This window comes from Acinetobacter sp. WZC-1, from assembly GCF_052544965.1.
In genome coordinates this window covers 208,254-233,965 of record NZ_CP199370.1, presented here as the reverse complement: position 1 = coordinate 233,965, position 25,712 = coordinate 208,254, and the positions used below count along the sequence as shown (strand labels likewise).

Sequence of the window (25,712 nt, the reverse complement as noted above, 5' to 3'; positions counted from 1 at the left end):
GATTTATGCACTTTAATGCAGATGAGCCTGTCCCGCATAGGCATCAAAACACATATTGCGCACCATCTGCAGCAGGCAAAACACTTTTTCAGTGAATATAAATATGATGCCTGTATTACCGATCTGAACCTGCCTGACGGCAGTGGTCTTGAACTGGTACAGCATGTGACCCGGCATTATCCAAAATCACCGATTGCGGTACTGACGGCTTATGGCAACATGGATATTGCCATTGCAGCACTCAAGGCCGGAGCTTTTGATTTTGTCAGCAAACCCATTAATCAACTGCACCTGCATCAGCTGCTGCAAAAAGCACTGCATGTCCCACCGATTAATGAAGTCACAGAGCAAAGCCTGCAACCTGAATATACTCTGCTGACCGGTGAGTCCCACCCCATTCAGGAACTGAGAACCGCCATCCGGAAATTTGCACGCTCACAGGCCCCTGTGTTTATCAGCGGTGAATCCGGGACCGGTAAAGAAGTTGTAGCCAATCTGGTTCACCAGCTGAGCAACCGGGGAGACAGTGCCTTTGTTGCCATCAATTGTGGCTCCATGTCCGAAGAACTGATGGAAAGTGAGCTGTTTGGTCACAAAAAAGGCTGTTTTTCCGGTGCAACCCAGGATAAACAGGGGCTGATTCAGGCTGCCAATGGCGGCAGTCTGTTTCTGGATGAAATTGCGGAGTTATCGCTGGCCATGCAAGCCAGGCTGCTCAGAGCAGTTCAGGAAAAGAAAATCCGACCGCTGGGCAGTGACCGGGAAATTGAAGTCGATTTCCGGATTATCAGTGCCAGCCATCAGCAGCTGGAAAAACTGGTCGAACAGGGCAAGTTCCGTCCGGATTTATTTTTCCGCATTCATGTCATGAATATTTCCCTGCCTCCGCTGCGGGAACGCGGGCAGGACATCCTGATCCTTGCCAGTCATTTTATTGCCGGAATCTGTCATGAATGGGACATTCCCGTTAAATCGCTGACAGATGCAGCAAAAAGTTTTTTACTGCAACAGCACTTCCCCGGTAATGTCCGCGAGCTGCGTAATATCATTGAGCGGGCAATTACCCTGGTGGATGATGAATATATTGATTTCATGCATTTACAGCCTGCGCCCATGCGCATGGTTCAGGCCACTGAATCCATCACACATCATCAGATTGCCGCCACACAGATCACACCAGCCGAAACTGCAAAAATACCGGAAGAAGGCCTGGAACAATTTCTGGAAAAGGTGGAGAAGGAAGTACTGTTGACCGCACTGCATCAGACCCACTGGAACCGGACCCTGGCCGCCAAGAAACTGGGGATGACCTTACGCTCCTTACGCTACCGTTTAAAAAAGTTTGGCCTGGACCTGGAAAGCTGACTGCGCCCATACACCCCGGCAACAGGCCACTACTTCTGCTTGAGTAACTGCTCTGCCACATTGTTCAGATAGGTTTCATCCTTCATTTCCGCAGGCCGCGGAAACTCCTGATTCGGCCGCACGCCATAGCCGTCAATCATATTGCCATTGGGGGTCAGATAATGCGACACCGTCATCTGTAAGGCCGCGCCATCGGCCAGCGGGAACAATTTCTGCACCACCCCCTTACCATAACTTTTTTCGCCGATGACCCATCCACGCTTATGCTCTTTCATCGCCGCGGTAAAAACCTCCGCCGCAGATGCAGAACGGTTGTTGATCAGAATACCGAGTTTCAGGCTCTCAAATTCGTTACTGGGCAATGCCTGAAATTGCTGATCACCTTCCGAACGGCTCCGGGTCGACACAATGATGCCCTGATTCAGAAATAAATCAGCGCTTTCAACCGCAGCGGACAATAAACCTCCCGGATTGTTGCGCAGATCAATCAGCACTGCCTTTAAACGTGGAGAATCATATTCTTCAATCAGCCGTTTGACTTCATTGGCGGTATCCTGCTGAAAAACTCTCACTTTTAAGACCAGTACCTGATTGTGGAGCATCACCGGTTCAATATCAGCCACTTCAATTTTCTTGTTACGCACCACGGTCACAGCCGGGCTGTTTATGCTCAGTTGCAATTGCACACTTGAGCCCATGGAACCGTGTAACAGATCTTCAATCTGCTCTTTGCTCAGATTTTTCAGCTCCTGATTTTCCAGCTTAGAGACGGTAAATCCATTTTTCAGTCCCAGTTTATAGGAGTCTGCGTCTGCCGCCAGGCCATTAATCTGCCACTGCCGGCTATGCGCATCGTACATCAGTTCAAAATCAACCGTTGCCAGATCACTTTCGGTATATTGCACCAACTGCTTATATTCCTCTGGTGTCAAATACCTGGAGTATCGGTCCAAACCACTGACCAACCCCTTAGTGGCCTGTAAAAATAAGGCGTCATCCGGTTTTTCATCAACATAGTTTTCTTTGACAATGCCATAAATCTTTACAAATTGCTCAATCGATTCAACCGGCACTTCAGTGACATGCTCTTCCGGCTCGTCAAAATCCTGAGCTGTAGATGGACTTTCCGCAGCCCAGGCCAGGTGGCCTCCAGCTGCAAGTAAAGCCATCAGAACAGTCGTATATTTCCAGTGTCGAACCATGCAGCTACCCTGTTATCCGGTGTAATTTCAGGTATTCAGCGTAATCAGATTGCGGCCCCGCATTTCCTCGGGCACCGGAAGCTGCATCAGCGTCAGCAGGGTCGGGGCTACATCGGCCAGCACACCGCCTTCCGCAATGGTTGCTGATCCAGGGCCAACATAAATAAACGGAACCAGTTCAGTGGTGTGCTGGGTATGCACCTGGCCACTGACATAATCCTGCATCTGCTCCACATTGCCGTGGTCTGCGGTAATCAGCATATGGCCATGATGAGCCATTACGGCATCATACAGTCGCCCCAGACAGGTATCCACCGCTTCAACGGCTTTTACCGCCGCATCAAAAACACCGCTGTGACCCACCATGTCACCATTGGCATAGTTGACCACCAATAAGTCATATTCTTCTGAGTTGATCGCCTTAACCAGCTCATCGGTGACTTCATAGGCGCTCATTTCCGGTTTTAAGTCATAGGTTGCCACATCCGGAGAGGGAATCAGAATACGTTTTTCCCCCGGATACTCCTCTTCGCGTCCACCACTGAAAAAGAAAGTTACATGCGCATATTTTTCAGTTTCAGCAATACGCAGCTGAGTTTTCCCCAACTTTGACAGATATTCACCAATTGAGTTTTCCAGTACATCCGGCATATAGGCAACCGGCGCATCAATAGTGGCCTGATAACGGGTCAGCATGACAAATTCAGATAAATGCGGAACCACTTTCCGTGTAAAGCCTGAAAACTCCTTTTCCACAAATGCGCGGGTTAACTCCCGGGCACGGTCTGCACGGAAATTCATAAAAATGACACTATCCTTGTCCTGAATCCTGGCCACATCTCCAATACGGGTGGCTTTTACAAATTCATCGGATTCATCTGCCGCATAAGCCAGTTCCAGCCCTTCAACCGCTGTTGCAGCGGTACGCACAGCCTCACCTTCTGTCAGCAACCGATACGCCTGCTCCACCCGGTCCCAGCGATTATCACGATCCATGGCAAAATAACGGCCAATCATGGTGGCAATCCGCCCCTGCCCCGCATACCGGGCAAACAGTGCGTCAAATCTTTGCAGTGAAGGCAGCGCACTCTTTGGCGGCGTGTCACGACCATCCAGAAAGGCATGTAAATACACCTGTGCGCCCCGCTTCAGCGCCAGTTCACACATGGCCTCAATATGGTCTTCATGGGAATGCACTCCCCCCTGGGAAAGCAATCCGATAATATGCACCACTGCGCCGGCAGTACGGGCTTTTTCCACCGCTCCGGTCAGCACGGCATGCTCAAAGAAAGCCCCGGTACGAATATCCTTGGTGATGCGGGTAAAGTCCTGGTACAGGACACGACCGGCACCAAGATTCATATGGCCGACTTCAGAATTGCCCATCTGGCCATCCGGCAGGCCAACATCCTCACCTGAACCAGAAATTAAACTGTGCGGATGCTTTTGTTGCATGGCAATCAAATTTGGCCTTTTCGCTGCAAGAAATGCATTGTCCTCAACAGCTTCACGATGTCCCACACCATCCATAATCACCAGAACGTGAGGGATTTTGCCTGCACTTGCACCCGCCATAATTTATACTCTTTTCTGTTTACAAATGAATCACTATCTTACCGAAATTTCGGTCAAGACTCTATCTGCCCCTAAAGGCTTATCCTGCCGGGAATTATTTTACCGATGTCCCCGTCCACAGAGGCGCATTATCTTACCCTGTAAAGTAAATAACTGCCGACTGCAAACATTAAGACAATCGGTCCAAAAACAAACCACACCGCTGACGGTGAATAGACCAGACTCGCATAACCGAGAAAATTCTGCAAATAATAAAATCCAAGCCCAATGAACAATGCGATCACCAGCCGAAATCCCATGGATTGCTGACGCAATGGCCCGAAAATAAATGAACAGGCAATCAGCACCAGCGCCAGCAATGCAAACGGTGAACCCATACTTTTCCAGAAGGCAAGCTGGTAGGTTTTTGGAATCTGGCTGTATTCATCCATATATTTCATAAAACTGATCAGCTGACTGGGCGCAAGATCTTCCGGATCAATAGTCACCATATGCACATATTTCGGTTGCAGTGCCAGTGCCAGCGGCTGTTTCTCACCTTTCAGCAAATGAGCTGTGCCCTGCGGCAGAATACTGACCTGCGTTGCATTGTTCAGCTCCCACTGACCATTCCGGATAAACTGCCCCTGTTCTGCATTCAGCAATGATTGCAGACGATAGTCCTGATCAAAATCGACCACCTGAATCTGTTGAAGCCGACCCTGCGAATTAGCATAGTCAATATAAATAAAACGCTGCCCTTCCCGGGTCCAGTAGCCCTTAACCTCTCCGAGTGCGGCAACCTTGCGATGACTCTTAACGCTTTTTGCCTGTTCAGTGGTATAGGGAACCACCCATTCACTCAATACAAAAGAAGCCACCACCAGCACCAGTGCACCACGCATAACCCAGCCGACAATACGCCACAGACTGATACCGGACGCCCGCATTACCACCAGTTCACTGTTGGAGGCCAGCGTGCCTAATCCAAGCACAGCGCCAATTAATGCGGCAATCGGTAAAATCTGATACAGATAACGCGGTGCCCCCCACAGCACATACAGCAATGCCTGCCAGGCACCATAGCCATCTTTCAGCTCCCCAAGCTCACTCAGATAAGTAAACAGAAGCTGCAACACGGACAGAACCACTGTAGCCCCCAGCATGGCAAGCAATGCAGTCCTTGTGACATGCCTTGCGGCAATTTTACGTAACAGCATTAAAATCTCACTCGCTGAATTTGTTTTTTCAATTTTGGCGCCAATTTTTGTTTTCTTGAAAAAATGGCCGCTGCAATGGCATAACACAATAAAACTGCCGGATAAGCCCATATGCCTATCTCATCCCTGGTAATACGGGTCCTGATGGCCATCAGGGCCACAATCAGACTGGCAAAAATCAGTAATGCAGGAAACAGTTTCAGATAACGACCCTGTCGGGGACTGACCTCAGACAAGGCCGAGGCCAGCATCAACGCCACAATGAGTGAAAACGGCACAAAAATCCGCCACCCCAGTTCACTGGCCACCACCGGATCACTCCAGTTTTTCACCAGTTTCAGAAATGACAGGGCTTCGACATTGTTACTTTCAAATTTAGCTTCGTTATTATTTTCCAGCCGTAAGCGGTAAGACTGAAACTCGGCCTGGCTATATCTGGCTGAATCCGGAAAAATTTCGTAACGCCGCCCCTGAATCAGGTCAATCACACTTGCCGTATCATTGGGCATCTGCACCCGGGTCGCTTCCTTTGCCAGGATCATGACATCCGGTTTCCCTTCTCTTACAGCACGCTGATAAAAAAAGATATCTTTCAGATTTTTACGGTCATCTGACAATGCGCCGGCATAAATCGTATAAGGGCCTGACGAAATAAACTCCCGGGGACGGACCAGGTCAAAACCGGTACGGACCGCCTGACTGGTGGTCAGCTGTTCAAACTGCCGGATTCCCCACGGCGCCACCCAGACCATCAGTACAGCCTGTACCGCCAGATATATCACAGTCAATGGCACCAGCAACCGGGCCAGTCGGTTGCGACTGACCCCACTGCCATTGAGAACCGCCATTTCATGGTCAACATACAGACGCCCAAAAACCAGCATCAAGCCAATAAAAAACCCCAGCGGAATAATTAATGTTAAAAACTCAGGCAACCGATAACCAATAATGCTGAATAAAACACTGGCATCAATACGTCCCAGCGCAGCCCTGCCGAAGTTTTTAATCAGTTGTCCACCCATCATGATCAGGGTAAGAAGAGCAATGACAACCAGTGAGGTCGACACCACCTGCCTGACGAGATAACGTCTTATAACCAAAGTAATCTTCCAGAATTTGGGTTAGTCGGGATGTGCGTAGTTTACCCGAATGATAAAAATAAAAAACCTCATTGAAATTCTATCACTGGTAGTGGTTCAATGGTTTAATGAATTTGAAATGTATATACAGGCATTTAAAACACATATGAAACTTACAATCAATACATCCCTCCCAGCACATGACGCCAGCCAATCCCTGTTCATCCTGGTGGACTCCAGCTCAGTTCAGCAGGCAAAATCCATCTATCAAATCAACAACCTGGATCATCTGATTGATGCCACACAATTCAAAGCCGGGCTGAATGAAGCCCTCCCGCTCATTGCCAGTGTTGCTGAACAGTCGAATGCCGCCCTGATCGGCCTGGGTGAAGCCGCTGATTTAAAGCCGGCAAAATTAGCAAAAATTGCACAAACCGTTATCAAAGATTCACAAAAAAAATTCAGACAAATCAGTGTGGATATCTCAGCCCTGCCTGCTGAACTGCATTATATATTTGCCCTGAGTTTAACCCAGGCAGCTTATGGTTATGATGAGTTTAAATCAAAGAAAAATGAATTTATACTGGAAGAAATTCATTTAATTGCTGCCCAGTCACCCCTCGGTACTGAGCAGATCAAACTGATTGAAGCCATACAGCAGGGCCAGAGTTTTGCACGGGATCTGGGGAATTGTCCTGGAAATATCTGTTTTCCTGAATATCTGGCAGAACAGGCTCAACTACTTGCCGCAGAATTCCCGGATCTGCTGAAAGTTACTGTTATTAATGAACAACAACTGGCAGATCTGGGAATGAATGCGTTCCTGGCGGTCAGCAAGGGATCTGACCGTCCGGGCTGTGTCATCACCCTCGAATATCAGACCAGTATCGATCAGGCACCGATTGTGCTGGTCGGCAAAGGAATTACCTTTGATACCGGTGGTATTTCATTGAAACCGGGCCCGGGTATGGATGAAATGAAATTTGATATGTGTGGCGCGGCGTCAGTACTCGGAACACTGCGTGCGCTCTGTGAAGCCCAACTGCCGATTCATGTGGTGGGTGCCATTGCGGCTGCGGAAAATATGCCTTCGGCCCATGCAAGCCGCCCCGGAGATATTGTCACCACCATGAGCGGTCAGACTGTTGAAATTCTGAATACCGATGCTGAGGGCCGGCTGGTGCTGTGCGATACGCTGAGCTATGTGCAGCGCTTTAACCCAGCTGTCATTGTTGATATTGCAACCCTGACCGGGGCCTGTGTCATTGCACTGGGCAGTGTGGTTTCCGGTCTGTTTACACCGGATGATGAACTGGCGGCAGAACTGACCGATGCCGGTGAGCAGACATTTGATCGGATATGGCGTATGCCGGTACTGGATGACTACCAGGAACAGCTGGACTCTCCTTTTGCCGACATGGCGAATATTGGCGGTCCAAAAGCCGGTGCAGTCACTGCGGCCTGCTTCCTGCAACGCTTTACCCGTGAATACCGCTGGGCCCACCTGGATATTGCCGGTACCGCATGGCATTCAGGTCCAGCCAAAGGTGCAACCGGTCGCCCTGTCCCGCTGCTTGTGCAATTCATTGCCAGCCGTGCAAAAAATCATGGCTAAAATCAGCTTTTATCTGTTTGAAAAAAGTCCGGAACGACAGGTGGAAAGCACTTGTCGTCTGTGTCGTAAAATATTGCGTCAGAACGCCAGCATCTGGTTGCATTGCCCTGATCAGGCACTGCAACAGCAACTGGATGAGCGTTTATGGAGTTTTGATGCAAGCAGTTTCCTGCCACACGGCATTGACCAGCCCAATGCCCCGATCTGCATATCATCCGGGCTGCCGGCGACATCTGACTGGATTGTGTTTAATTTTAACAATCAGGCACTTGAACAGGCCTCACAATTTAGTCACATTATAGAAGTCATTGAAAATGATGAACAGGCAAAGCAGACTGGGCGGGAAAAGTTCCGGGCGTATCGTACCTCAGGCATCGTGCCTCACATGTTTAAACTGTAACAAGCCTGTATTTTATTTTAAAGGAGAAAACCGGTGACCTTAAATGTCGGTCAGGATTTTAAAAAGCGCTGGCTGAATGCGCCGGATACGGTACACCAGACCTTTCTTGATGACCTCAGTCGCATCTGCGATTTACTTACGCCTGAATCCGACATTCAGCAATGGCTGACTCATGACCAGCATGCCATGCAAATTGCACAGCTTAAAGTAGAACAGGCCTATGCCGACCTGAAAGCCCGACTGATTGAAGAAGCACGTATTCGCAAACAACAGGCACTGGAAAAATCACTGGCAGACAAGCGGGCACAGCAACAGGCTTATAATCAGCAATTGCAGCAGGATGAAATTCAGCAGTTTCAGGCACAGACCGCATCCCTTGCCGTGCTGCGCCAGAGCATCGACCAGCAAATTAAGAACTATAGCGAACGCTATGGCAGCAATGCAGATCAACCTGGACATAACAGCAATGCTTTATCCAGTCTTTCTGCTGAACAGGTGAGTCGTGGACGCGAAAGCGTAAAATTACGGCTCGAACTGGAAGCTGAGGCACTGATTGAACAGACTGTGGCTGCCTTTCGGACCAGACTGCAAAGCGTTGCAGATGAAGAAATCAGCTATATGCTAAAAAATGCGGATAATTCAGAAAGATAGAATCGATTGAGAGCATAGTTTATTAAATCTTTTACTATGAAAAAATATAAATCTCATTAAGGCCTCCCAAAAGACCTTAATCCAACTTGTTACACAAGGTTGTTTTTTCACACTATAATTAATGACAAATACCCCGAAGCAGAATTACTACTATCTGACCCATAAGAGTCTCCTTAATTACCACCTTATTTCGATGCAATCGAATTAATAGGCCTGATTATTTTTAAAGAGTATTAATATTTTGAATTTTCAAAATATTTTTTAAAAAAAGTCAGTAAGCTAAATATAAACGAAAACCCGAAGCCTCCGACGATCACAAATATAAAAAAACCTCTCTTTAAAGAAAAATAATCAAGCCCTCCTTTCTGAAATAAGTCACCACTGTAGTGGTTTAATCAAGTTGGACACCAAATTAGGTGGTAATCTAATCACCTAAGAGGTGAACCATGAAGAAACAAAAACGTACATTTAGTCCCGAATATAAACTTGAAGCTGCGAGCCTTGTTTTAGACCAGGTTTATCTAAACTTCGGCTGAATATTATTTTCTTTAATAATTTTCACAATTGAATATAAAACTGAACGTCGTACATGATCATTGTTATATGAACCTTGATGGTCAAATCCAGTCATTTTAAATGTTTGCTTTACACCACGTTGACCCAATGGCGCACAACCAGACTGATAAGGTACTGTACCGTCACCGGTAATACTCCCCAAAAATAATTGAACTTAAAAGTAGAAAATCGAATACCCTTGATTTAAGGAGATTTTCCATGAAAACATCTAAATATTCAGACAGCTTAATCATGAGTATTTTGAAACAAGCAGAAGCAGGTACCCCGGTACCGAATTTGTGCCGAGAACACGGTATGAGCTCTGCTACGTTCTACAAGTGGAAGAGCAAATATGGCGGTATGGATCATTCCATGATAACCCGACTGAAAGAGCTTGAAGCCGAGAATGCCCGCCTTAAACGCATGTATGCTGATGAGCGCCTTAAAACAGATATCCTTCAGGATGCACTTTCAAAAAAGTTGTGAGGCCAGCTCAACGTAAACTACTTGCTCAACAAGCTGTTGAGCAATATCAAGTCTCTGTGAGTAAGGCCTGCCTGATCTTTGATGTCAGTCAAACGTGCTATCGCTATGCAGCTCAATTAAAGCAGCAGAACGTGGTGATCGCAGACTGGCTAATAAAGCTTACCAGGGACCATCAGACCTGGGGCTTTAAACTTTGCTTTTTGTATCTTCGCAATGTCAGGGGATATGGTTGGAATCATAAACGTATCTATCGTATTTATAAGGAATTGGAACTTAATCTACGTATCAAGCCAAAGAGGCGCATTAAACGGGAACAGCCTGAATCCCTTGCAGTACCGACAGCTAAGAATGAATCATGGTCCATGGACTTTATGCATGATCAACTCAGTGATGGGCGTAGCTATCGAGTACACAACGTGATTGATGACTATAATCGCGAGTCACTGGATATATTGATTGATTTTTCATTACCCGCAGAACGTGTGCTGAGAGGGCTTAATCAATTGATTGAATGGCGAGGTAAACCTAAACGTATTAGAAGCGACAATGGTCCGGAATATATCAGTGAGCTAATGGAAACGTGGTGTGATCAGCATGGTATTGAGCATGTATTTACTCAGCCAGGCAATCCACAGCAAAATGCCTATGTTGAGCGATTTAACCGTACAGTACGTTATGAGTGTCTAAATCAGTATTTATTTCGAGATCTGAGCGAAGTTGAGGACTATACAACTGGCTGGCAGTACTTTTATAATCATGAACGGCCTCATATGTCAGTAAATGGCTGTCCACCTATTTTTAAACAATAACAGGGGCTTTGGATTTTCTACCCATTAATTCAATTAAAAATGGGGGTATTACCAATCACTTGAATTCCTTCCTTCTGTTTTTCAACATTTGAACAGGCACTGAAAGACATTGTTGTAAATAAACAAAGAATTATACTCTTAAATAATTTCATATATTACATCCCATAATTCTTCCTTATTCAGGCGGAAATACTTCAATATTCAGCGCGGCCATTACATCTTTTGCATAAACATCCGTTTTACCATCCTCACCGGAAACCCCTTCAAAAACCTGCCCATCTTCCGCCGTGATTTTATATTTCATATTTTTGGTTGGTTCTCCATCTGGCCAGTGCAAAATAAAATGCTCGTCATATTGAGATTTTAATTCAGGCATTGCAGGCAACTGACTTGGAAGTGATGCGCCACTATTGGTCTTAATTTGACCTGCTTTCAACTCGATTAAACCTGGGCAGGCGATTTCAATATTGCCGCCTTCAATTTTGATATACCCGCCACCTGAAGTGATTAAAATTCCTTTACCACTTTCAACGCGTACAAAATCATTAAGTGAATAGACATGCATTTGTTGTTTAGAAGATAATGTCATTGTCCCTTTTTGAGCCGTAACATCAATATTATAGCTAAAATAACAAATGCTCAACTCAACGATGTGTTGCAGCAAAAATGAATCAAACTGAGATAAAAAACCAGAGCCGTTAAAAATTACAGAACATCAATCAGGTAGGATAGAAGGTTACCGGCTCCATAACCGATCCCCAGCAGCAATACAATCCATATCCATCCACCAAGAATGTTATACATCATAAAACTGGAGAGATTCATATGCCCGGCTCCGGCAGCAAATGGTGCAAAGGAGCGGACAAAGGGAATAAAACGGGCAACCAGTATGGTCTTGCCACCGTGTTTCATAAAATAATGATTGGTCCGGGTAATATAGGCGGGCTTAAAAATTCTGGAATGCTCATGAAAAAACTTAAACCCCAATGCCTTACCAGTATAATAATTGACGGTATAGCCCAGTACAGAAGCAATAAACAGTGCCAGGCACATATAATGCAAATGCACGGTTTCTGCGGTTGAACACAATGCGCCAATTGCAATCAGTAAACTGTCACCAGGTAAAAAGAACATAAAAACAGAACCGGTTTCTGCAAAAATGATCAGAAACAGAATGGCGTAAATCCAGATACCATAATTTTCAAGTATAGTGGGCAATAGCTGTTCAAGATGCAACAAAAAATCCAGCACCGTTCCATTCCACTCCGTTCAATATAAGTTCAGTTGAAGTATTCAGTATCAACATGAAAGAAAAATTAATAATGTAAAATTAAAAAAGCCTGATTGATATTAGGCTATAGCACAATATGCCCTGATTTTATTTCAGAAAACCACTTTTTGCTAAAAACTCCATACTGATGCTGGACTGCGTGTTCTGTTCTGCCGCCCGATCTCCCAGTAATAACCGTTCAATATAGCGTGCCAGCAGATCCACCTCCAGGTTAACCCTGGTGCCCACTTTCCAGGTGGCAATATTGGTCCGCTCAGCAGTATGTGGGATCAGATTCAGACTCAGAATGTTGCCATGCAGATGGTTAATGGTCAGACTGATGCCATCCACCGTGACGGAACCTTTTTCAGCCAGGTATTTCGCAATTTCCACAGGAGCCGTAACTTCAAAATACAGGGAGCGCGCATCTGAGCGGACCAGACTGATCTCTCCCACGGCATCGACATGACCACTGACAATGTGGCCGCCAAAACGGGTGGTCGGCAACATGGCTTTTTCCACATTGACGGGCTGTCCTGTCTTCCATTCACCCAGTGTGGAACGGCTCAGGCTTTCACGGGAAACATCGACAGCATACCAGTTGTCGCCCCACTCAATGACCGTCAGACAAATCCCGTTGGTGGCAATTGAATCCCCCAGCTGAACATCAGACATGTCCAGCGATGTCTGTATGCGCAGACGGACATCGCCACCCATGCTTTGTAAACTTTCCACCTTACCCAGACTTTCTATAATGCCTGTGAACATAAATCTTCTCCGGCTCTTCCCTTTAACAACAAAGGTCATGCCTGCATAGCCAATACATCAACAAAATCATGGCGAATCCCCCCTTGCAGGAAGACCGGCCGTCATTTTACCACAATGCCAGCTGTGTACTGGCGCCGGATGTGTCAACCCCACCCAGCTCTGCAAAATGATAAAGCTGCCCGAGCAATTGCCTTAATGGCGGGCCTGAGCGGGCATGTGTATCAGTAATCACAATAAATTCGAGTACCCGGGCACGTTCCGACTGACGCTGCTTACTGACCCGATAGCGGGGAACATCCTGAGTCAGCAACGTCACCTTACCGCGCTCCAGATTTGCTTTGAGTAAATCACTGACCTCAATATTACCATCGGTGGAATAACTGGTCAGAATATAACGTGCATTAATGGTGGCCAGTAAGGTCTCATAGGCTTCCCGGGCATATCTGGACGAATTATACTGGCTCGGGCGCTCCTTGCGCCATGCCCGGTCAATACCACTTTTAAAGCCTTTGGTGTCCGGTGTCGGCAAATCCACCTGATCCCACAGGGTCAATGAATTCAGTACGTGATAATTACTGCTGTAAGCGTGCTGATTATATGGCGGATCCAGATAAGCAACGTCCACCTTAAAACTACTCATCTGATTGGCCAGATGCTGTGCATCAACACACCACATTTCGGCCATTGCCTGTTGCGGTTTTGACTCGCCGATCTCACAGAAACGGGCCGGTGTCAGCCATAATAGTGATTCTATCCGTTCCAGTGCCGTTTGGGTTTTACCGCCCCATCCATGATGAAAGCTTTTAAAGACGCCACTGGTATTACTGACAAAGCTTGCAGAATATAGTAACGGCGCGAGCAGGGCACTCATTTCCACATCATCAATCGCACCCTGCACCTGCCAGGCTGCAATCTGCTGCCGGATGGCATCAATACGCATGCCATTGCGGCGTTTAAAGAACAGGCGGTCACGGTCTGGATCATAAATTTCATCATTGCGCGGGCACAGGTTATGTGTCACCCATCCCTTAACCTCAGGCAAACGGTTTAAAGCGTCAATGGCTTTCTGATAACCGCCCAACTGCTTAAAACCGGGGGCATCAGTACATGCCAGGATGGCATGGTTCAACGCGTGGCTATAGGGTTCCCAGTCATTGGCAATCACCCGGTAACCATTCTGACGGGCCAGTCGGGAGACCACGCCACTGCCTGCAAAAAAGTCAGCAAAAATCGGCGCACGCTGACTGCCGGTATGCAGTGTTCCTGTAATTTCCAGTGCTTCCAGAATCAGATGCAGCAAGCGGCGTTTATTTCCCAGATAAGGCACAAGCTGGTGAAAAAGATATTCATCCGTCGTACGTGCCGCATGGCGGCGTTTATGATAAACCGAAGACTCTGAACTCATACTGTCTCTTGTGCAGGGATTAATCTTAAGCGCAGGTCATCACCCACCTGAGTCACTTCTTCCAGCTGAAAACGGAACTGTTCTACCATACTGGCAAAATCAGCATTGAACATCGGCCGGGCAGACTGACCTAAAAATGTCGGCGCAATATAGCTGATCATTTCATCCACCAGCCGGTCCTGCAAAAATGCAGTCGACAGTGTCGCGCCGGCTTCAACCAGTACATCATAGATATGAAAATCCCTTAAAGTACGCAACAACAAGTCCAGGGGCTGAATTTCCAATTGTATCACGCCCGCATCGGCCAGTTCCTGACGAAATGGGCCCATCACCATGACGGTTTCCGGTACATCCAATAGCCGGGCGGTCAGGGGTAAACGCCCCTGCCGGTCCAGAATCACCCGCATCGGTTGCACAATATCACTGATTTCAGCAGCGGCCAGCTGTCGGACATTCAGCTGACAGTCATCGGCCAGTACCGTGTCAATTCCGCTCACCACTGCACCGGAAATCGCCCGCCAGTGCTGAACGTCCTGTCTCGCCTCAGTACCGGTAATCCACTGAGACTCCCCGGATGCCATGGCCGTACGGCCATCCAGACTGGACGCCATTTTTAAACGGACATAGGGCATCCCGGTTGCCATGGCCTTTAAAAAACCCTGATTCAACCGAATTGCCTGTTGCTCACAAATACCGACGGTCACATCGACGCCGGCATCCTGCAGAATGCTTACGCCTTTTCCTGCCACCAGCGGGTTCGGGTCCAGGCCGGCAATCACCACTCTGTGCACGCCGGCCGCCACCAATGCGCGGGCACATGGCGGTGTCCTGCCATAATGCGCACAGGGTTCAAGCGTGACATAAACCGTTGCGCCGCGGGCCATGTCCCCGGCTTCACGCAATGCAAGGACTTCGGCATGCGGCCCACCTACAGGCGCAGTTGCGCCACGCCCGACAATGACCTCATTGTTTACAATGACACAGCCGACCGCAGGATTGGGGCGTGCCCGATAGATGGCCTGTTCAGCCTGATATAGTGCCTGCAGCATCCATAGTTGATCGGGGTTTAACTCAGTATTCATAGGGTTTATCCTGAATTAATCATCCTGACCACGATGCTGCATCTGTTCAATCTGATGACGGAATGCTTCAACATCCTGAAAATCCTGATAGACCGATGCAAAACGTACATAGGCAACATGATCCAGCGCAAATAAAGCCTGCATCACAATTTCGCCAATGGTGCGTGACCGGACATCGCGCTCACCCAGCCGACGGATCTGCAACTGTATATCGCTGAGTACCGTTTCAATCTGTTCCTGGGTCACCGGCCTTTTTTGCAGGGCATGCATGAGTGAACGGCGTAATTTGGCTTCATCAAATGGTTCATTCTTACCATCTGACTTGGTCACACGCGGCATAACGACTTCATAGCTTTCAAAGGTGGTAAAACGTTCACCGCAACTGATACACTCACGACGGCGACGGATCTGACAGCCTTCAGCAGCCAGGCGTGAATCAATCACCTTACTGTCTGCTGCGTTGCAGAATGGACAATGCATAGCGGCTTTTACTGGACAAATGCTGATACAGTCAGTGTAGCAAAAATTATGAATTTTACCCAGCATATAGAAAAAAACAGCCCGGATGGGCTGTTTTATACAATATCCAGTTCTATATTGTCATTATTCGATGCGTTCGCCATGCTGGCTTAAATCCAGTCCCATGCGTTCATCATCAGATTCAACACGGATACCAATCACAACATCAATGATCTTTAACAGAATGAATGTCCCAATCGCTGAATATGCAATAGTTGCCAGTACACCTTCAAGCTGTACCCACAACTGATGCATCATGCTTGCAGGAACTTTATCGCCCATGATGAACTCGCTGGCAAAAACCGCAGTCAGAATTGCACCAACAATACCACCAACCCCATGCAGACCGAATGCATCCAGTGAGTCATCTGCTTTTAACATGCGTTTCAGTGCAGAAATACCCCAGAAACAGACCACGCCGCCAATCAGCCCCATCACCAATGCACCACCGACAGTCACGAAACCGGCAGCCGGTGTAATGACCACCAGACCGGCAACCGCACCTGATGCAGCGCCCAGTACCGAAGCCTTGCCACGTACCAGTTTTTCAACCACCAGCCAGGAAATTGCTGCTGCCGCTGCTGCAACCTGCGTAGTCACCAGCGCATAGGCTGCTGAGCCATTGGCCCCCAATGCTGAACCGCCATTAAAGCCAAACCAGCCGACCCAGACCAGACTTGCACCCAATACAGTCAACGCCAGATTGTGAGGCGCCATCGATTCCTTGCCCAGGCCCATACGTTTGCCCAATACATAAGCCGCCACCAGACCGGCAACACCTGAGTTAATGTGTACAACCGTACCTCCGGCAAAATCAAGCGCGCCGTCATTCATTAACCAGCCGCCGCCCCATACCCAATGGGCAATCGGCGCATAAACCACAATCACCCAGATCGTAATAAAGGCCACATAGGCACTGAATTTCATCCGTTCAGCGACCGAACCGCTGATAATGGCCACAGTAATAATGGCAAATGTCATCTGGAAGATCACAAACAGAATTTCAGGGATGGTTCCACTCAGCGCCTCAGTGGTAATACCTGACAGCATGGCTTTATCCAGACCACCAATAAAGGCATTGCCTGAACCAAAGGCAAGTGAATAACCAACCACCACCCATACAATACTGACAATTCCAGCCGCAACAAAGCTATGTGCCATGGTACTGAGCGCATTTTTCTTACGCACCATGCCGCCATAAAACAAGGCCAGACCTGGAATGGTCATCAGCAATACCAGCGCCGTAGACACCAGAATCCAGGCGGTATCGCCAGTATCCAGCTTCGGTTGTTCTTCATGAGCAGCAGGTGCAGGTGTTTCAGCCGCCTGTTCAGAGACAGCAGCTGTTGCAGTTGCATCCCCTGAATCAGCAACAGCAGTTACCGCAGGTTCTGTGACCTTTTCTTCAGCCCATGCAGCTGAACCACCCAATAATGCGCCAGACAAGCTGAGCGCAAGCAGCATTTTTTTCATTCGTATCCCCCAACCTGATTTTGTGAGCTGTGTAGCAATGCACACGACTCTGCAAACTTTATGCCAAGCGGCAAGTCCCCTGCCGGAAATTAGACAGCGTCCGGACCTGTTTCACCTGTACGAATACGGATCACCTGTTCAAGATTCGTGACAAAAATCTTACCATCACCAATTTTCCCGGTACTGGCGACACGGGTAATGGATTCAATCACTGAATCGACCATATCATCGCTGATTGCAATTTCAATTTTCACCTTGGGTAAAAAATCCACTACATATTCAGCACCACGATAAAGTTCAGTATGACCTTTTTGACGGCCAAAACCCTTGACCTCAGTGACGGTAATCCCCTGAACACCAATCTCGGAAAGTGCTTCACGCACATCATCCAGTTTAAATGGTTTTACAATTGCAGTTACGAGCTTCATGTTGTTTTCCTTCGGCTTTTCTCACCAGTAAGGTTTTATGTTCAATTTTCATGCCAGAACGGTCATAATGGTTGAGGATTATTAATCTGTTTCGGCACGAGTTGTCTTTATACCCTATTTTACAGATGAAGATGCAGTTTGAGTTTAAAAAAGGTACCGTTTTTATTGTGATTTTTTTATCTGTTGCCGCTCCCATTTCCCGCGTTGATTCACACCGGCCAGTTAATGCTTTGGTCTGACTTTAAGCGATGTTACACTGTAAAAACAACATGATGCTCAGCTGGATATCCAATGATTGAAACATTATTACAGGCCATACTGGAACAGGTGGATCAACCGGGAAAGGATCTGGAACACAACCTGCGTGCCTTGCTGAATGAAGCCGTGACCCGCATGGACCTGGTCTCCCGGGATGAAATTGAACGCCATAAAACGGCACTGAACAATGCAAATGAACGCTTAAACCAACTGCAGCAACAGGTCAGAGCACTGGAAGCGGCTATACAGCAACACGGCTAAATAAGATTTGCACAACTTTAGTGCAACACATGACTTTAAAATGATTAAAAATGAAGCAAACCGGAAAATCATATGTCTTTTGCAAAAATTTATACCCGGGGATTACTTGGGCTGCATGCACCACTGATTGAAGTTGAAGTCCATGTCAGTCAGGGTATGCCCTCGCTGACTATTGTCGGTCTGCCAGAGGCGGCCGTCCGCGAAAGCAAGGACCGGGTCCGTTCCGCAATTATCAACAGTGGCTTTCAGTTTCCGACAAAACGCCTGACCATTAACCTGGCACCGGCAGATTTGCCCAAAGATGGTTCACGGCTGGACCTGCCCATTGCGCTGGGGATTTTAATTGCCTCTGGCCAATTGCCTGAAAATGTAACCGATGACTTTGAATTTATTGGTGAACTGGCACTGGATGGTCACCTGCGTGCGGTGACCGGCACACTGACCATTGCCATGGCGTGTCAGCAGGCACAACACCGGCTGATGCTGTCACATGACAATGCCGAAGAAGCCGCTCAACTGCCTGATTTTCAGGTATTTGCCGCACAGCATCTGAAACAGGTGTGTGAGCATTTCCTGGAAATGCACAAAATTGAGGCAACAGCATCACCGGCAGCCGAGGCCCCGTCCGGCTACACATTTGACCTGGCTGATGTCAAAGGGCAATTGCGGCCACGGCGTGCATTGGAAATTGCTGCTGCAGGCGGTCATTCCATTTTATTCAAAGGCCCACCAGGCACAGGTAAAACCCTGCTGGCCTCGCGCTTGCCCAGCATACTGCCACCACTGAATGCCGAGGAGAATCTGGAAGTTGCCAGTATTTACTCCATTGCCAATACCCCGCATCGTTTTGGCCAGCGTCCATTCCGGGCACCGCATCATACTGCTTCAGCCATTGCCCTGGTCGGCGGTGGTTCACAACCCAAACCTGGAGAAATTACCCTGGCGCATCTGGGCGTGCTCTTTCTGGATGAATTGCCTGAATTCGACCGCAAAGTACTGGAAGTCCTCCGACAACCGCTGGAGTCCCGGGAAATCGTGATTTCGAGAGCCTCCCGGCAGATGACCTTTCCTGCAAATTTTCAGCTGATTGCTGCCATGAACCCCTGTCCCTGTGGTTATGCCTTTAATCAGGACAGCCGCTGTCAGTGCTCGGCGGAAGCCATTAAGCGCTATCAGAACCGGATTTCAGGTCCTTTACTGGATCGTATTGATTTACATATTGAAGTGCCGCCGCTGAAAGCACAGGAACTTCAGGACAATAAGCCAGTGGAAAACTCGCAGACAGTGCGGGAGCGTGTCAGCAAAGCCTATGATTTGCAGATTCAGCGGCAGGGCTTTTTAAATCAGCGCCTGTCTCCCCGGCAACTTGAAACCCATGCCGACCTGGACGAGTCCTGCTGGAAAATGATGGAAATGGCTCAGCAACGCCTGAATCTGTCCGCACGGGCCTATCACCGGATATTACGGGTCGCCCGCACCATTGCGGACTTAAGCCAGCAGACCGCGATACAATCCGCCCATCTGAGCGAAGCGTTATCTTATCGCAATAACGAAAACCAGTAAGCAAAGGGAGTCATCATCATGCCTGACTGACCTCCTCCCGAAAAACAGACCATGTCTACAGTTTAGAGTGTATCGACTTTGGGGTGGAGGTCAATGGCTGCTTAACTTCCACTTTTAACTTCGGTTATTTATGGGGAGTATTACCGGAACATTGCAAAATTCCCCATTTTTTTCTATATATAATAGACTTCTTGCGAAAGTATAAAATGGGTTTATAATTTGAGAATGAAATATGAAAATTTAACGCGATTTGATGATCTGGAATTTAAACGTCTGGTTGGAGTTCCGCGCCCTTTATTTTCTAAAATGTTGAGCATTTTGGAAGAGGCAGAACGTGCGAAGAAGAAATCCGGTCGCCCTCATTCCCTGACTCTGCAAGATCAATTACTATTAACTTTGAATTACTTACGCTCATATCGAACTCAGATTGAATTATCTGCTGATTATGGCTTAGCTGAAAGTAATGTGAATCGAACGATTCAGAAAATAGAGAATGCACTTGTTCAATCCCGCCATTTTGTTTTACCGAAGAGAAATCAGGAGATTGAAAATGATGACTTTGTGCTGATTGATGTCACCGAATCACAAATAGAACGCCCTAAAAAAACAGAAAATGTACTATAGTGGGAAAAAGAAGAAACATACGCTTAAGACACAGGTTATTTTTAGTACGAAATTGAATCAAATTATCAGTATCCAGATCGATCCAGGAACAACCCATGACCTTACAATAGCCCGTAAACATGCAAAGGAATTAGCGAATTTTGCGTTTGTTATAGGTGATCTGGCTTATAAGGGTTTTAAAGAGATAAGCAGTAAGTTACTAATTCCAATAAAAAAGTTAAAGAAAAAGGAGCTCTCTCCAGAGGCGAAACTGATCAATAAGGAAATAAGCCGCCGCCGAATTCCAATTGAACATTTAAATAGAAGAATAAAAGTATTTCGTATTCTTAGTGAACGATATAGAAACAGGCGGAGAAGATTTGGCTTAAGAATGAATTTAATTGCAGGGCTTATCAACTGGATGATTAAAATATGACTTACGCAAGAAGTCTAATTAGAATCGGCTTTAAATGGTAATCTCCCCCTAAAAATAAAAGGAAGTAAAAGTAGAATTTTCTCTTAAGATAGAAGCAGGAAATTCTGCAGGAAAAACATCAGTACCAGATAACTTTAACTGACCTCCTCATCTTTAACCATGGACATTGACATAAAAAAGCCATTCCTGAGTGTTCAGAAATGGCTTTTTCATTGCAATCAATGATCAGAACGATTTGGATAACGTAAATACTGCGCCCAGATCATAAGGCTTCTTATCGGAATCAGTCATACCGGATGTGCTGATGTTGGTGCCTACGCCTGCCAGCTCAGCAGTCACACCCAGCAGCTCATAAGACACACCGAATTTATAGTCGATATAATCATCATCCTTACCTGGGCCACCGGCAACCACAGACAGCGCATCGTTATTTTTCAGTTTGTTATAGCCAACGGAAGCCAGTCCGGTAAAACCTGTATCTGCAATCGGTGCGCTATAGCCAACATTGAAGTACCAGAAATCATCAGTACGACCCCAGTAGTCCGGTGAATAGTTCACGCCGGTAGTAATGCTGTCGCCCTTAAACAAAGCGTCTGCAAAGATTAATTTGGCATAAAGCTCAGTAAAGTTAAGGCCTGTTTTATCGTTGTATGGGTTGGTGAAGTTCGATTTAGCACCAATATAGCCGTAATACGTTACGCCGACATCATAACCAACGCTATACGCCGGTGACACCTTGAATGAGCTGGCATAGCCCAGGGTTGCATCCGTTTCAGTTGAGTTGCCATCAATACCAAAGTCAACACTTGATCCCCACAGGGTCAGATATGCGCCGGACTCATGGTTCACCGTGAACCCACCCTGAATAGCCGGGTTATTGGAGCTTTGCGTCACCCCACGGAAACGGTAATCCGTTGTTGCTGCGATATCACCACTGATGGAGAAACCGGCAATTGAAGTTTTTTGTTCTTCTGCCATCGCCCCTGTTGAACCCACAGCCAATACACTTAAAGCCATTGCTTTACATGCAAATTTTTTCATTCTGCTTTCCCCTGTCATCGGACCACTCCGACGGATCTATGTTGTAAATTGCACCCATTTAGGCTTAGCAAATGCTGTGCCAGGATGAGAAAATACCCGACATCAGAATAGAAAATTAAATTTAAATTATTGATATATAAATATAAAATATTTTTTAACAATGAATTTCAATATCCACCTTAACAGAATGGATGGCATCGCCCGAAAATGGATACACATCTCCCCCCGTCTGGCCAAACATATTCAAGGTTGCCATGCTTCATGCTGGTTCACCGGCAACACAACTGCAAAAAATAAAACAGCAGCCATATTCCCCTCCTGACCCGGTCTCTTTTCCGGTCATGCAGCAATAAAACCCACTTTAAAAATGGAAAAAATAAAATTATGTTTTTTATTTATTTTATAACAAATGATAAATTTATAAGATAAAAATCAATAGATATTTCCCCCTATATTGCATGCTGTTTTAAAGGCCTGTCAGTGGACATCAACAACGTATTTCAGTGTGAATAACCACAAGCTGATATTCGGCATACCCGTCACAAAGATGCAATAAAGTTAAAAAAACGATATCTTTTTCATAAATTGCTTATACAATTTATCCATTTTTTGAATTGTGTTTTTTTAAACATAGTTATATTGATCATTTTTTATGAGGCTCTCGATGCTAAAAGCACAAAAACTTACGTCAGCAGTTTTAATTCATATTGCATTCATTTCCTCAGCAGCCCAGGCCAGCGAACAAAGCGAAGCAAAAGGGTTCATGGAAGATTCCAAAGCCTCCATTTTATTCCGTAATGGATGGATTTATCGGGACAGATCTGATGGTCGGCATGATTTAAGCTCATGGGCACAGGGAACCATCGGAAACTATGACTCAGGTTTTACCAAAGGAATTGTCGGCTTTGGTGTCGGTGCTGTCGGAGATTTTACCTTTAAGCTTGGAGAAAACAAAAATTCCGGGAATCAGATGATTCCACATCATAATGATGGCACGCCTTATTCTCAATGGAGCCGTGGCGGTGCCAATGTCAAGGCCAGAATATCCAATACCACGGTTCGTTACGGGACACAGAAGGTTGAACTGCCGGTCCTGTCCAGTAACTCTGCCCGCCTGTTGCCTGAATATTTCACAGGAACTTTAATCACCAGCCGGGAAATTAAGGACCTGGAACTGACTTTCGGACATTTCACCAAAGACCAGTATTCAGACCATATTGCAACGGACCAGGGCGAGCTGAAGCGGGCGATCGTTTATGGTGCAAAATATAAAGTCAATGATCGTTTAAATACGTCCTATTATGGTGCGGATCTCAAGGACGCCCTGTCCCGTCACTATCTGAATGTCAATTATAAATACCCACTTGCATCAGAAGATTCACTGACCCTGAATTTCAGCGGTTATCACACCAAATACGAAAGTGATATTTACAACCGTCTGTCCTTCCCGACAGGTGAGGAAAATACCGACAAGAAAAACAATATCTGGGCCGTTTCAGGAACCTATAACACCGGGCCACACACTGTGATGGTGGCTTACCAGCAAAGTAATGGTAATGTCGGTTATGACTACAGTGTGGCGGCAGATGGCGGTGACAGTATCTATTTACCCAACTCCTATCTTTCTGACTTTAACGGCAATGGTGAAAAATCCATTCAGGCTCAGTATTCCCTTGATTTTACAAAATTTGGAGCCCCTGGTCTGAACTGGACCACGGCTTATGTGCATGGCTGGGATATCAACGTAGGCGATGTCACCGACAATGCCAGAGAAGATGAGTTCTTTAATCAGGTGAAATACACGGTACAAAGCGGCGTTGCCAAAAACTTAAGCTTCAGGGTGCGTAACTCTATCTACCGTGCCAGTGATGAGTATTCAAGAACCTATCTGGGTGACACCAATGAATGGCGTATCTTTGTGGACTACCCACTGGATTTATTCTAAGGCTCATCAGTCTGATTCCCATAAAAAAACCTACACCTGTCATCAGATGTAGGTTTTTTGGTTATCAGATTTTAAACAGCTGAAATCTGAGTCCGTTACCGCACTTTTATTTTTTCGCGGCTTCAATGGATTTTAAAATTTCCGCTTTCGCCACTTCTGAGCCTTCCCAGCCGGTCAGTTTGACCCATTTGCCAGGTTCAAGATCTTTATAATGCTGGAAAAAATGTTCAATCTGATTGATCAATAAAGGCGGAAGATCCGTATATTCCTTCACATCCTTATATAGCGGAGATAACTTGTCATGCGGAACTGCAATCAGTTTGGCATCAATACCGCCATCATCTTCCATATTCAGTTTACCGACCGGACGGCAGCGAATGACTGAACCATGCACTACCGGGAACGGTGTGACCACCAAGACATCCAGTGGATCACCATCTTCAGACAGTGTATTGGGTACATAACCGTAGTTTGCCGGGTAAAACATGGCCGTACCCATAAAACGGTCTACAAATAATGCATCAGAATCTTTATCCACTTCATATTTAATCGGGGCCGCATTGGCCGGAATCTCGATAATCACATAGATATCATCTGGTGCATCTTTACCCGCAGGAATATTATTGTAGCTCATAGGATACTCTTTCACAGTAATGGAAGGTTTTAAAAATTCAGTCGATTATAACGCCTGATCCGGCGAACAGTCCGTGATTATACAATTTGCATAAAAATTTGAATATGGATAAATCGCACAATCCGGCTTCAGATTACCTTGATGACCGTAATCAGCAATGCAATCGGACAGGCCATTGAAAGAAACCAGATGATCGATCTCAAGGCCGATAAATTACACAGATAACAGATGCCGTAAATCACCCTGAGCAGAATGTAGGCAATTCCCAGTGTCATGATGATGTTCTGTGGAATCACCATATATTCCGCCATTAATATTGAAGCAATAAATAAAGGCAGACTTTCAAAACTGTTTTGCTGTACGGCATTGGCACGTGCGGCCAGCCCTGTGGTTGCAGCAAGAAATTCGCGAGGATTCTGATTGTCCCTGACTTTAAAACCACCTGCTTTTTTGGCGATAATGGCAAAGATATAAGGCAGTAAACAGGCAATTAAAATTAAATATATGATGCCATCTATCCCGGACATGAATTTATTCTCATGAAAGTTATGTGCGGCATATCATAACACGGCAATGTTGATATAATTTCTGTCAGATAAATAGTTTTTTGAAATTGTGTGGAGACAGGCATGGCCAGTCCGGATCAGAAAGAAATGTTTGATGCGCTGGATACACACCATCAGATAAAGACCAGAGTTGATCGTGTACTGAAAATTGTATTGCCGATCATCGCATTTTTGCTGTGTGTGATTTGCGCCAATCTGAATATTCCCTCTACGCTGGGGACTTTTTTCGTGCTGGTCATTGCATTTTATGCCGTCGGAATCCGACGCATGCACACCGGCGTATGGCTTGCCGTCATTGCCCTGTATTGCCTGGCAGACATTTACCTCAGCTATGGCACACTGCTGCCGTCAGCGCTTGGCCGGCAAATGGGCACCATGCTGACCTTCACCGGCATTATTGGCCTGGGTCGTCCCTATATGGACCGCTGGTTTATGGCGTCATAAATTCAGAGACAAAAATATGCCGGCACAATGATTGTGCCAGCATATTGATTCTTCACGATTTCAGCAGCAATGACCATCTG

The 25,712-nt window shown here is 46.5% G+C and carries 24 protein-coding genes and 2 pseudogenes; 10 read left to right on the top strand and 16 right to left on the bottom strand.

Annotation, left to right across the window (positions count from 1 at the left end):
* Positions 1–15: 15 nt before the first annotated feature.
* On the top strand, positions 16–1,365 hold the full coding sequence (locus tag ACT6PV_RS01120; protein ID WP_445116981.1) for a sigma-54-dependent transcriptional regulator: 1,350 nt from the start codon (positions 16–18) through the stop codon (positions 1,363–1,365).
* 29 nt (positions 1,366–1,394) lie between these two features.
* On the opposite strand, the gene ACT6PV_RS01115 is transcribed toward ACT6PV_RS01120, so the two are convergent.
* The 4 genes from ACT6PV_RS01115 to lptF form a co-directional block, all read right to left on the bottom strand.
* Entirely contained in the window at positions 1,395–2,567 is a 1,173-nt protein-coding gene (locus ACT6PV_RS01115; protein WP_445114692.1) for a S41 family peptidase, read from the bottom strand.
* Between the two features lie 27 nt (positions 2,568–2,594).
* The gene (gene gpmI, locus ACT6PV_RS01110; RefSeq protein ID WP_445114691.1) at positions 2,595–4,142 is read right to left on the bottom strand and encodes a 2,3-bisphosphoglycerate-independent phosphoglycerate mutase; all 1,548 of its coding nucleotides are present in this window, start codon (positions 4,140–4,142) and stop codon (positions 2,595–2,597) included.
* Positions 4,143–4,270: 128 nt separating this feature from the next.
* Positions 4,271–5,341 (bottom strand): LPS export ABC transporter permease LptG, encoded by a 1,071-nt coding sequence (gene lptG, locus ACT6PV_RS01105; protein WP_445114690.1) that lies wholly within the window; start codon positions 5,339–5,341, stop codon positions 4,271–4,273.
* Positions 5,341–6,441: an LPS export ABC transporter permease LptF gene (gene lptF / locus ACT6PV_RS01100; protein WP_445114689.1), complete on the bottom strand. Its 1,101-nt coding sequence runs from the start codon at positions 6,439–6,441 to the stop codon at positions 5,341–5,343. Before lptF ends, lptG begins: the two co-directional genes overlap by 1 nt.
* 145 nt (positions 6,442–6,586) lie before the next feature.
* Between lptF and ACT6PV_RS01095 the strand changes: the two genes are divergently transcribed.
* From ACT6PV_RS01095 to blhA, 3 genes are read left to right on the top strand one after another with little or no spacing between them, the layout of a single operon-like run.
* Positions 6,587–8,035 (top strand): leucyl aminopeptidase, encoded by a 1,449-nt coding sequence (locus ACT6PV_RS01095; protein WP_445114688.1) that lies wholly within the window; start codon positions 6,587–6,589, stop codon positions 8,033–8,035.
* A complete protein-coding gene (locus ACT6PV_RS01090) occupies positions 8,028–8,435 on the top strand; it encodes a DNA polymerase III subunit chi (RefSeq protein ID WP_445114687.1) in 408 nt (135 codons plus the stop codon). Before ACT6PV_RS01095 ends, ACT6PV_RS01090 begins: the two co-directional genes overlap by 8 nt.
* Before the next feature lie 33 nt (positions 8,436–8,468).
* Positions 8,469–9,086, top strand: coding sequence for a cell division protein BlhA (gene blhA / locus ACT6PV_RS01085; protein ID WP_445114686.1), 618 nt, complete (start codon positions 8,469–8,471; stop codon positions 9,084–9,086).
* A 517-nt stretch (positions 9,087–9,603) separates the two neighbouring features.
* Here the strand turns inward: blhA and ACT6PV_RS01080 are convergent.
* A pseudogene (locus ACT6PV_RS01080) lies at positions 9,604–9,789 on the bottom strand (esterase/lipase family protein); the annotation flags it as partial.
* Between the two features lie 71 nt (positions 9,790–9,860).
* Here ACT6PV_RS01080 and ACT6PV_RS01075 point away from each other — a divergent pair.
* Positions 9,861–10,936, top strand: a protein-coding gene (locus tag ACT6PV_RS01075; protein WP_445114685.1) for an IS3 family transposase whose coding sequence is annotated in 2 segments (ribosomal slippage) — positions 9,861–10,113 and positions 10,113–10,936 — 1,077 coding nt in all. Because the reading frame shifts where the segments join, the coding sequence is not laid out codon by codon here.
* 175 nt (positions 10,937–11,111) lie between these two features.
* Here ACT6PV_RS01075 and ACT6PV_RS01070 read toward each other — a convergent pair.
* The 8 genes and pseudogenes from ACT6PV_RS01070 to glnK form a co-directional block, all read right to left on the bottom strand.
* Positions 11,112–11,543 (bottom strand): annotated as a pseudogene (locus ACT6PV_RS01070) (DUF2345 domain-containing protein); the annotation flags it as partial.
* 98 nt (positions 11,544–11,641) lie between these two features.
* Positions 11,642–12,187 carry a VTT domain-containing protein gene (locus tag ACT6PV_RS01065; RefSeq protein WP_445114684.1) on the bottom strand — a complete coding sequence of 182 codons (546 nt, stop codon included), beginning with the start codon at positions 12,185–12,187 and terminating at the stop codon, positions 11,642–11,644.
* A gap of 127 nt (positions 12,188–12,314) precedes the next feature.
* On the bottom strand, positions 12,315–12,974 hold the full coding sequence (locus ACT6PV_RS01060; RefSeq protein ID WP_445114683.1) for a riboflavin synthase: 660 nt from the start codon (positions 12,972–12,974) through the stop codon (positions 12,315–12,317).
* Between the two features lie 106 nt (positions 12,975–13,080).
* On the bottom strand, positions 13,081–14,379 hold the full coding sequence (locus tag ACT6PV_RS01055) for a DNA adenine methylase (protein WP_445114682.1): 1,299 nt from the start codon (positions 14,377–14,379) through the stop codon (positions 13,081–13,083).
* Positions 14,376–15,461, bottom strand: coding sequence for a bifunctional diaminohydroxyphosphoribosylaminopyrimidine deaminase/5-amino-6-(5-phosphoribosylamino)uracil reductase RibD (gene ribD, locus ACT6PV_RS01050; RefSeq protein WP_445114681.1), 1,086 nt, complete (start codon positions 15,459–15,461; stop codon positions 14,376–14,378). The genes ACT6PV_RS01055 and ribD overlap by 4 nt, the downstream gene beginning before the upstream one ends.
* 15 nt (positions 15,462–15,476) lie before the next feature.
* A complete protein-coding gene (gene nrdR / locus ACT6PV_RS01045; RefSeq protein WP_445114680.1) occupies positions 15,477–15,941 on the bottom strand; it encodes a transcriptional regulator NrdR in 465 nt (154 codons plus the stop codon).
* A 123-nt stretch (positions 15,942–16,064) separates the two neighbouring features.
* Positions 16,065–17,453, bottom strand: coding sequence for an ammonium transporter (locus ACT6PV_RS01040; protein WP_445114679.1), 1,389 nt, complete (start codon positions 17,451–17,453; stop codon positions 16,065–16,067).
* An 89-nt stretch (positions 17,454–17,542) separates the two neighbouring features.
* Positions 17,543–17,881: a P-II family nitrogen regulator gene (gene glnK, locus ACT6PV_RS01035; RefSeq protein ID WP_004868205.1), complete on the bottom strand. Its 339-nt coding sequence runs from the start codon at positions 17,879–17,881 to the stop codon at positions 17,543–17,545.
* 291 nt (positions 17,882–18,172) lie between these two features.
* On the opposite strand from glnK, the gene ACT6PV_RS01030 reads away from it, so the two are divergent.
* The 3 genes from ACT6PV_RS01030 (at position 18,173) to ACT6PV_RS01020 (ending at position 21,002) form a co-directional block, all read left to right on the top strand.
* The gene (locus ACT6PV_RS01030) at positions 18,173–18,400 is read left to right on the top strand and encodes an accessory factor UbiK family protein (RefSeq protein WP_445114678.1); all 228 of its coding nucleotides are present in this window, start codon (positions 18,173–18,175) and stop codon (positions 18,398–18,400) included.
* A 72-nt stretch (positions 18,401–18,472) separates the two neighbouring features.
* The gene (locus ACT6PV_RS01025; RefSeq protein ID WP_445114677.1) at positions 18,473–19,963 is read left to right on the top strand and encodes a YifB family Mg chelatase-like AAA ATPase; all 1,491 of its coding nucleotides are present in this window, start codon (positions 18,473–18,475) and stop codon (positions 19,961–19,963) included.
* 225 nt (positions 19,964–20,188) lie between these two features.
* A protein-coding gene (locus ACT6PV_RS01020) for an IS5 family transposase (RefSeq protein WP_445114676.1) occupies positions 20,189–21,002 on the top strand; the annotation gives its coding sequence in 2 pieces (ribosomal slippage) (positions 20,189–20,571 and positions 20,570–21,002; 816 coding nt in all).
* Between the two features lie 225 nt (positions 21,003–21,227).
* Here the strand turns inward: ACT6PV_RS01020 and ACT6PV_RS01015 are convergent.
* Positions 21,228–22,043 carry a TorF family putative porin gene (locus ACT6PV_RS01015; RefSeq protein ID WP_445114675.1) on the bottom strand — a complete coding sequence of 272 codons (816 nt, stop codon included), beginning with the start codon at positions 22,041–22,043 and terminating at the stop codon, positions 21,228–21,230.
* Between the two features lie 664 nt (positions 22,044–22,707).
* Here ACT6PV_RS01015 and ACT6PV_RS01010 point away from each other — a divergent pair.
* A complete protein-coding gene (locus ACT6PV_RS01010) occupies positions 22,708–23,988 on the top strand; it encodes an OprD family outer membrane porin (protein WP_445114674.1) in 1,281 nt (426 codons plus the stop codon).
* Positions 23,989–24,094: 106 nt separating this feature from the next.
* On the opposite strand, the gene ppa is transcribed toward ACT6PV_RS01010, so the two are convergent.
* Entirely contained in the window at positions 24,095–24,622 is a 528-nt protein-coding gene (gene ppa, locus ACT6PV_RS01005; RefSeq protein ID WP_445114673.1) for an inorganic diphosphatase, read from the bottom strand.
* Between the two features lie 128 nt (positions 24,623–24,750).
* Entirely contained in the window at positions 24,751–25,149 is a 399-nt protein-coding gene (locus ACT6PV_RS01000; protein ID WP_445114672.1) for an MAPEG family protein, read from the bottom strand.
* A 102-nt stretch (positions 25,150–25,251) separates the two neighbouring features.
* Between ACT6PV_RS01000 and ACT6PV_RS00995 the strand changes: the two genes are divergently transcribed.
* Positions 25,252–25,632 carry a hypothetical protein gene (locus ACT6PV_RS00995; protein ID WP_445114671.1) on the top strand — a complete coding sequence of 127 codons (381 nt, stop codon included), beginning with the start codon at positions 25,252–25,254 and terminating at the stop codon, positions 25,630–25,632.
* Positions 25,633–25,712: the final 80 nt, after the last annotated feature.

Bases quoted from the DNA above. Each gene is read 5' to 3' on its own strand.
- ACT6PV_RS01120 (WP_445116981.1), top strand. From the start codon at position 16: ATGCAGATGAGCCTGTCCCGCATAGGCATCAAAACACATATTGCGCAC.
- ACT6PV_RS01115 (WP_445114692.1), bottom strand. From the start codon at position 2,567: ATGGTTCGACACTGGAAATATACGACTGTTCTGATGGCTTTACTTGCA.
- gpmI (WP_445114691.1), bottom strand. From the start codon at position 4,142: ATGGCGGGTGCAAGTGCAGGCAAAATCCCTCACGTTCTGGTGATTATG.
- lptG (WP_445114690.1), bottom strand. From the start codon at position 5,341: ATGCTGTTACGTAAAATTGCCGCAAGGCATGTCACAAGGACTGCATTG.
- ACT6PV_RS01095 (WP_445114688.1), top strand. From the start codon at position 6,587: ATGAAACTTACAATCAATACATCCCTCCCAGCACATGACGCCAGCCAA.
- ACT6PV_RS01090 (WP_445114687.1), top strand. From the start codon at position 8,028: ATGGCTAAAATCAGCTTTTATCTGTTTGAAAAAAGTCCGGAACGACAG.
- ACT6PV_RS01060 (WP_445114683.1), bottom strand. From the start codon at position 12,974: ATGTTCACAGGCATTATAGAAAGTCTGGGTAAGGTGGAAAGTTTACAA.
- ACT6PV_RS01055 (WP_445114682.1), bottom strand. From the start codon at position 14,379: ATGAGTTCAGAGTCTTCGGTTTATCATAAACGCCGCCATGCGGCACGT.
- ribD (WP_445114681.1), bottom strand. From the start codon at position 15,461: ATGAATACTGAGTTAAACCCCGATCAACTATGGATGCTGCAGGCACTA.
- nrdR (WP_445114680.1), bottom strand. From the start codon at position 15,941: ATGCATTGTCCATTCTGCAACGCAGCAGACAGTAAGGTGATTGATTCA.
- ACT6PV_RS01040 (WP_445114679.1), bottom strand. From the start codon at position 17,453: ATGAAAAAAATGCTGCTTGCGCTCAGCTTGTCTGGCGCATTATTGGGT.
- glnK (WP_004868205.1), bottom strand. From the start codon at position 17,881: ATGAAGCTCGTAACTGCAATTGTAAAACCATTTAAACTGGATGATGTG.
- ACT6PV_RS01030 (WP_445114678.1), top strand. From the start codon at position 18,173: ATGATTGAAACATTATTACAGGCCATACTGGAACAGGTGGATCAACCG.
- ACT6PV_RS01025 (WP_445114677.1), top strand. From the start codon at position 18,473: ATGTCTTTTGCAAAAATTTATACCCGGGGATTACTTGGGCTGCATGCA.
- ACT6PV_RS01015 (WP_445114675.1), bottom strand. From the start codon at position 22,043: ATGAAAAAATTTGCATGTAAAGCAATGGCTTTAAGTGTATTGGCTGTG.
- ACT6PV_RS01010 (WP_445114674.1), top strand. From the start codon at position 22,708: ATGCTAAAAGCACAAAAACTTACGTCAGCAGTTTTAATTCATATTGCA.
- ppa (WP_445114673.1), bottom strand. From the start codon at position 24,622: ATGAGCTACAATAATATTCCTGCGGGTAAAGATGCACCAGATGATATC.
- ACT6PV_RS01000 (WP_445114672.1), bottom strand. From the start codon at position 25,149: ATGTCCGGGATAGATGGCATCATATATTTAATTTTAATTGCCTGTTTA.
- ACT6PV_RS00995 (WP_445114671.1), top strand. From the start codon at position 25,252: ATGGCCAGTCCGGATCAGAAAGAAATGTTTGATGCGCTGGATACACAC.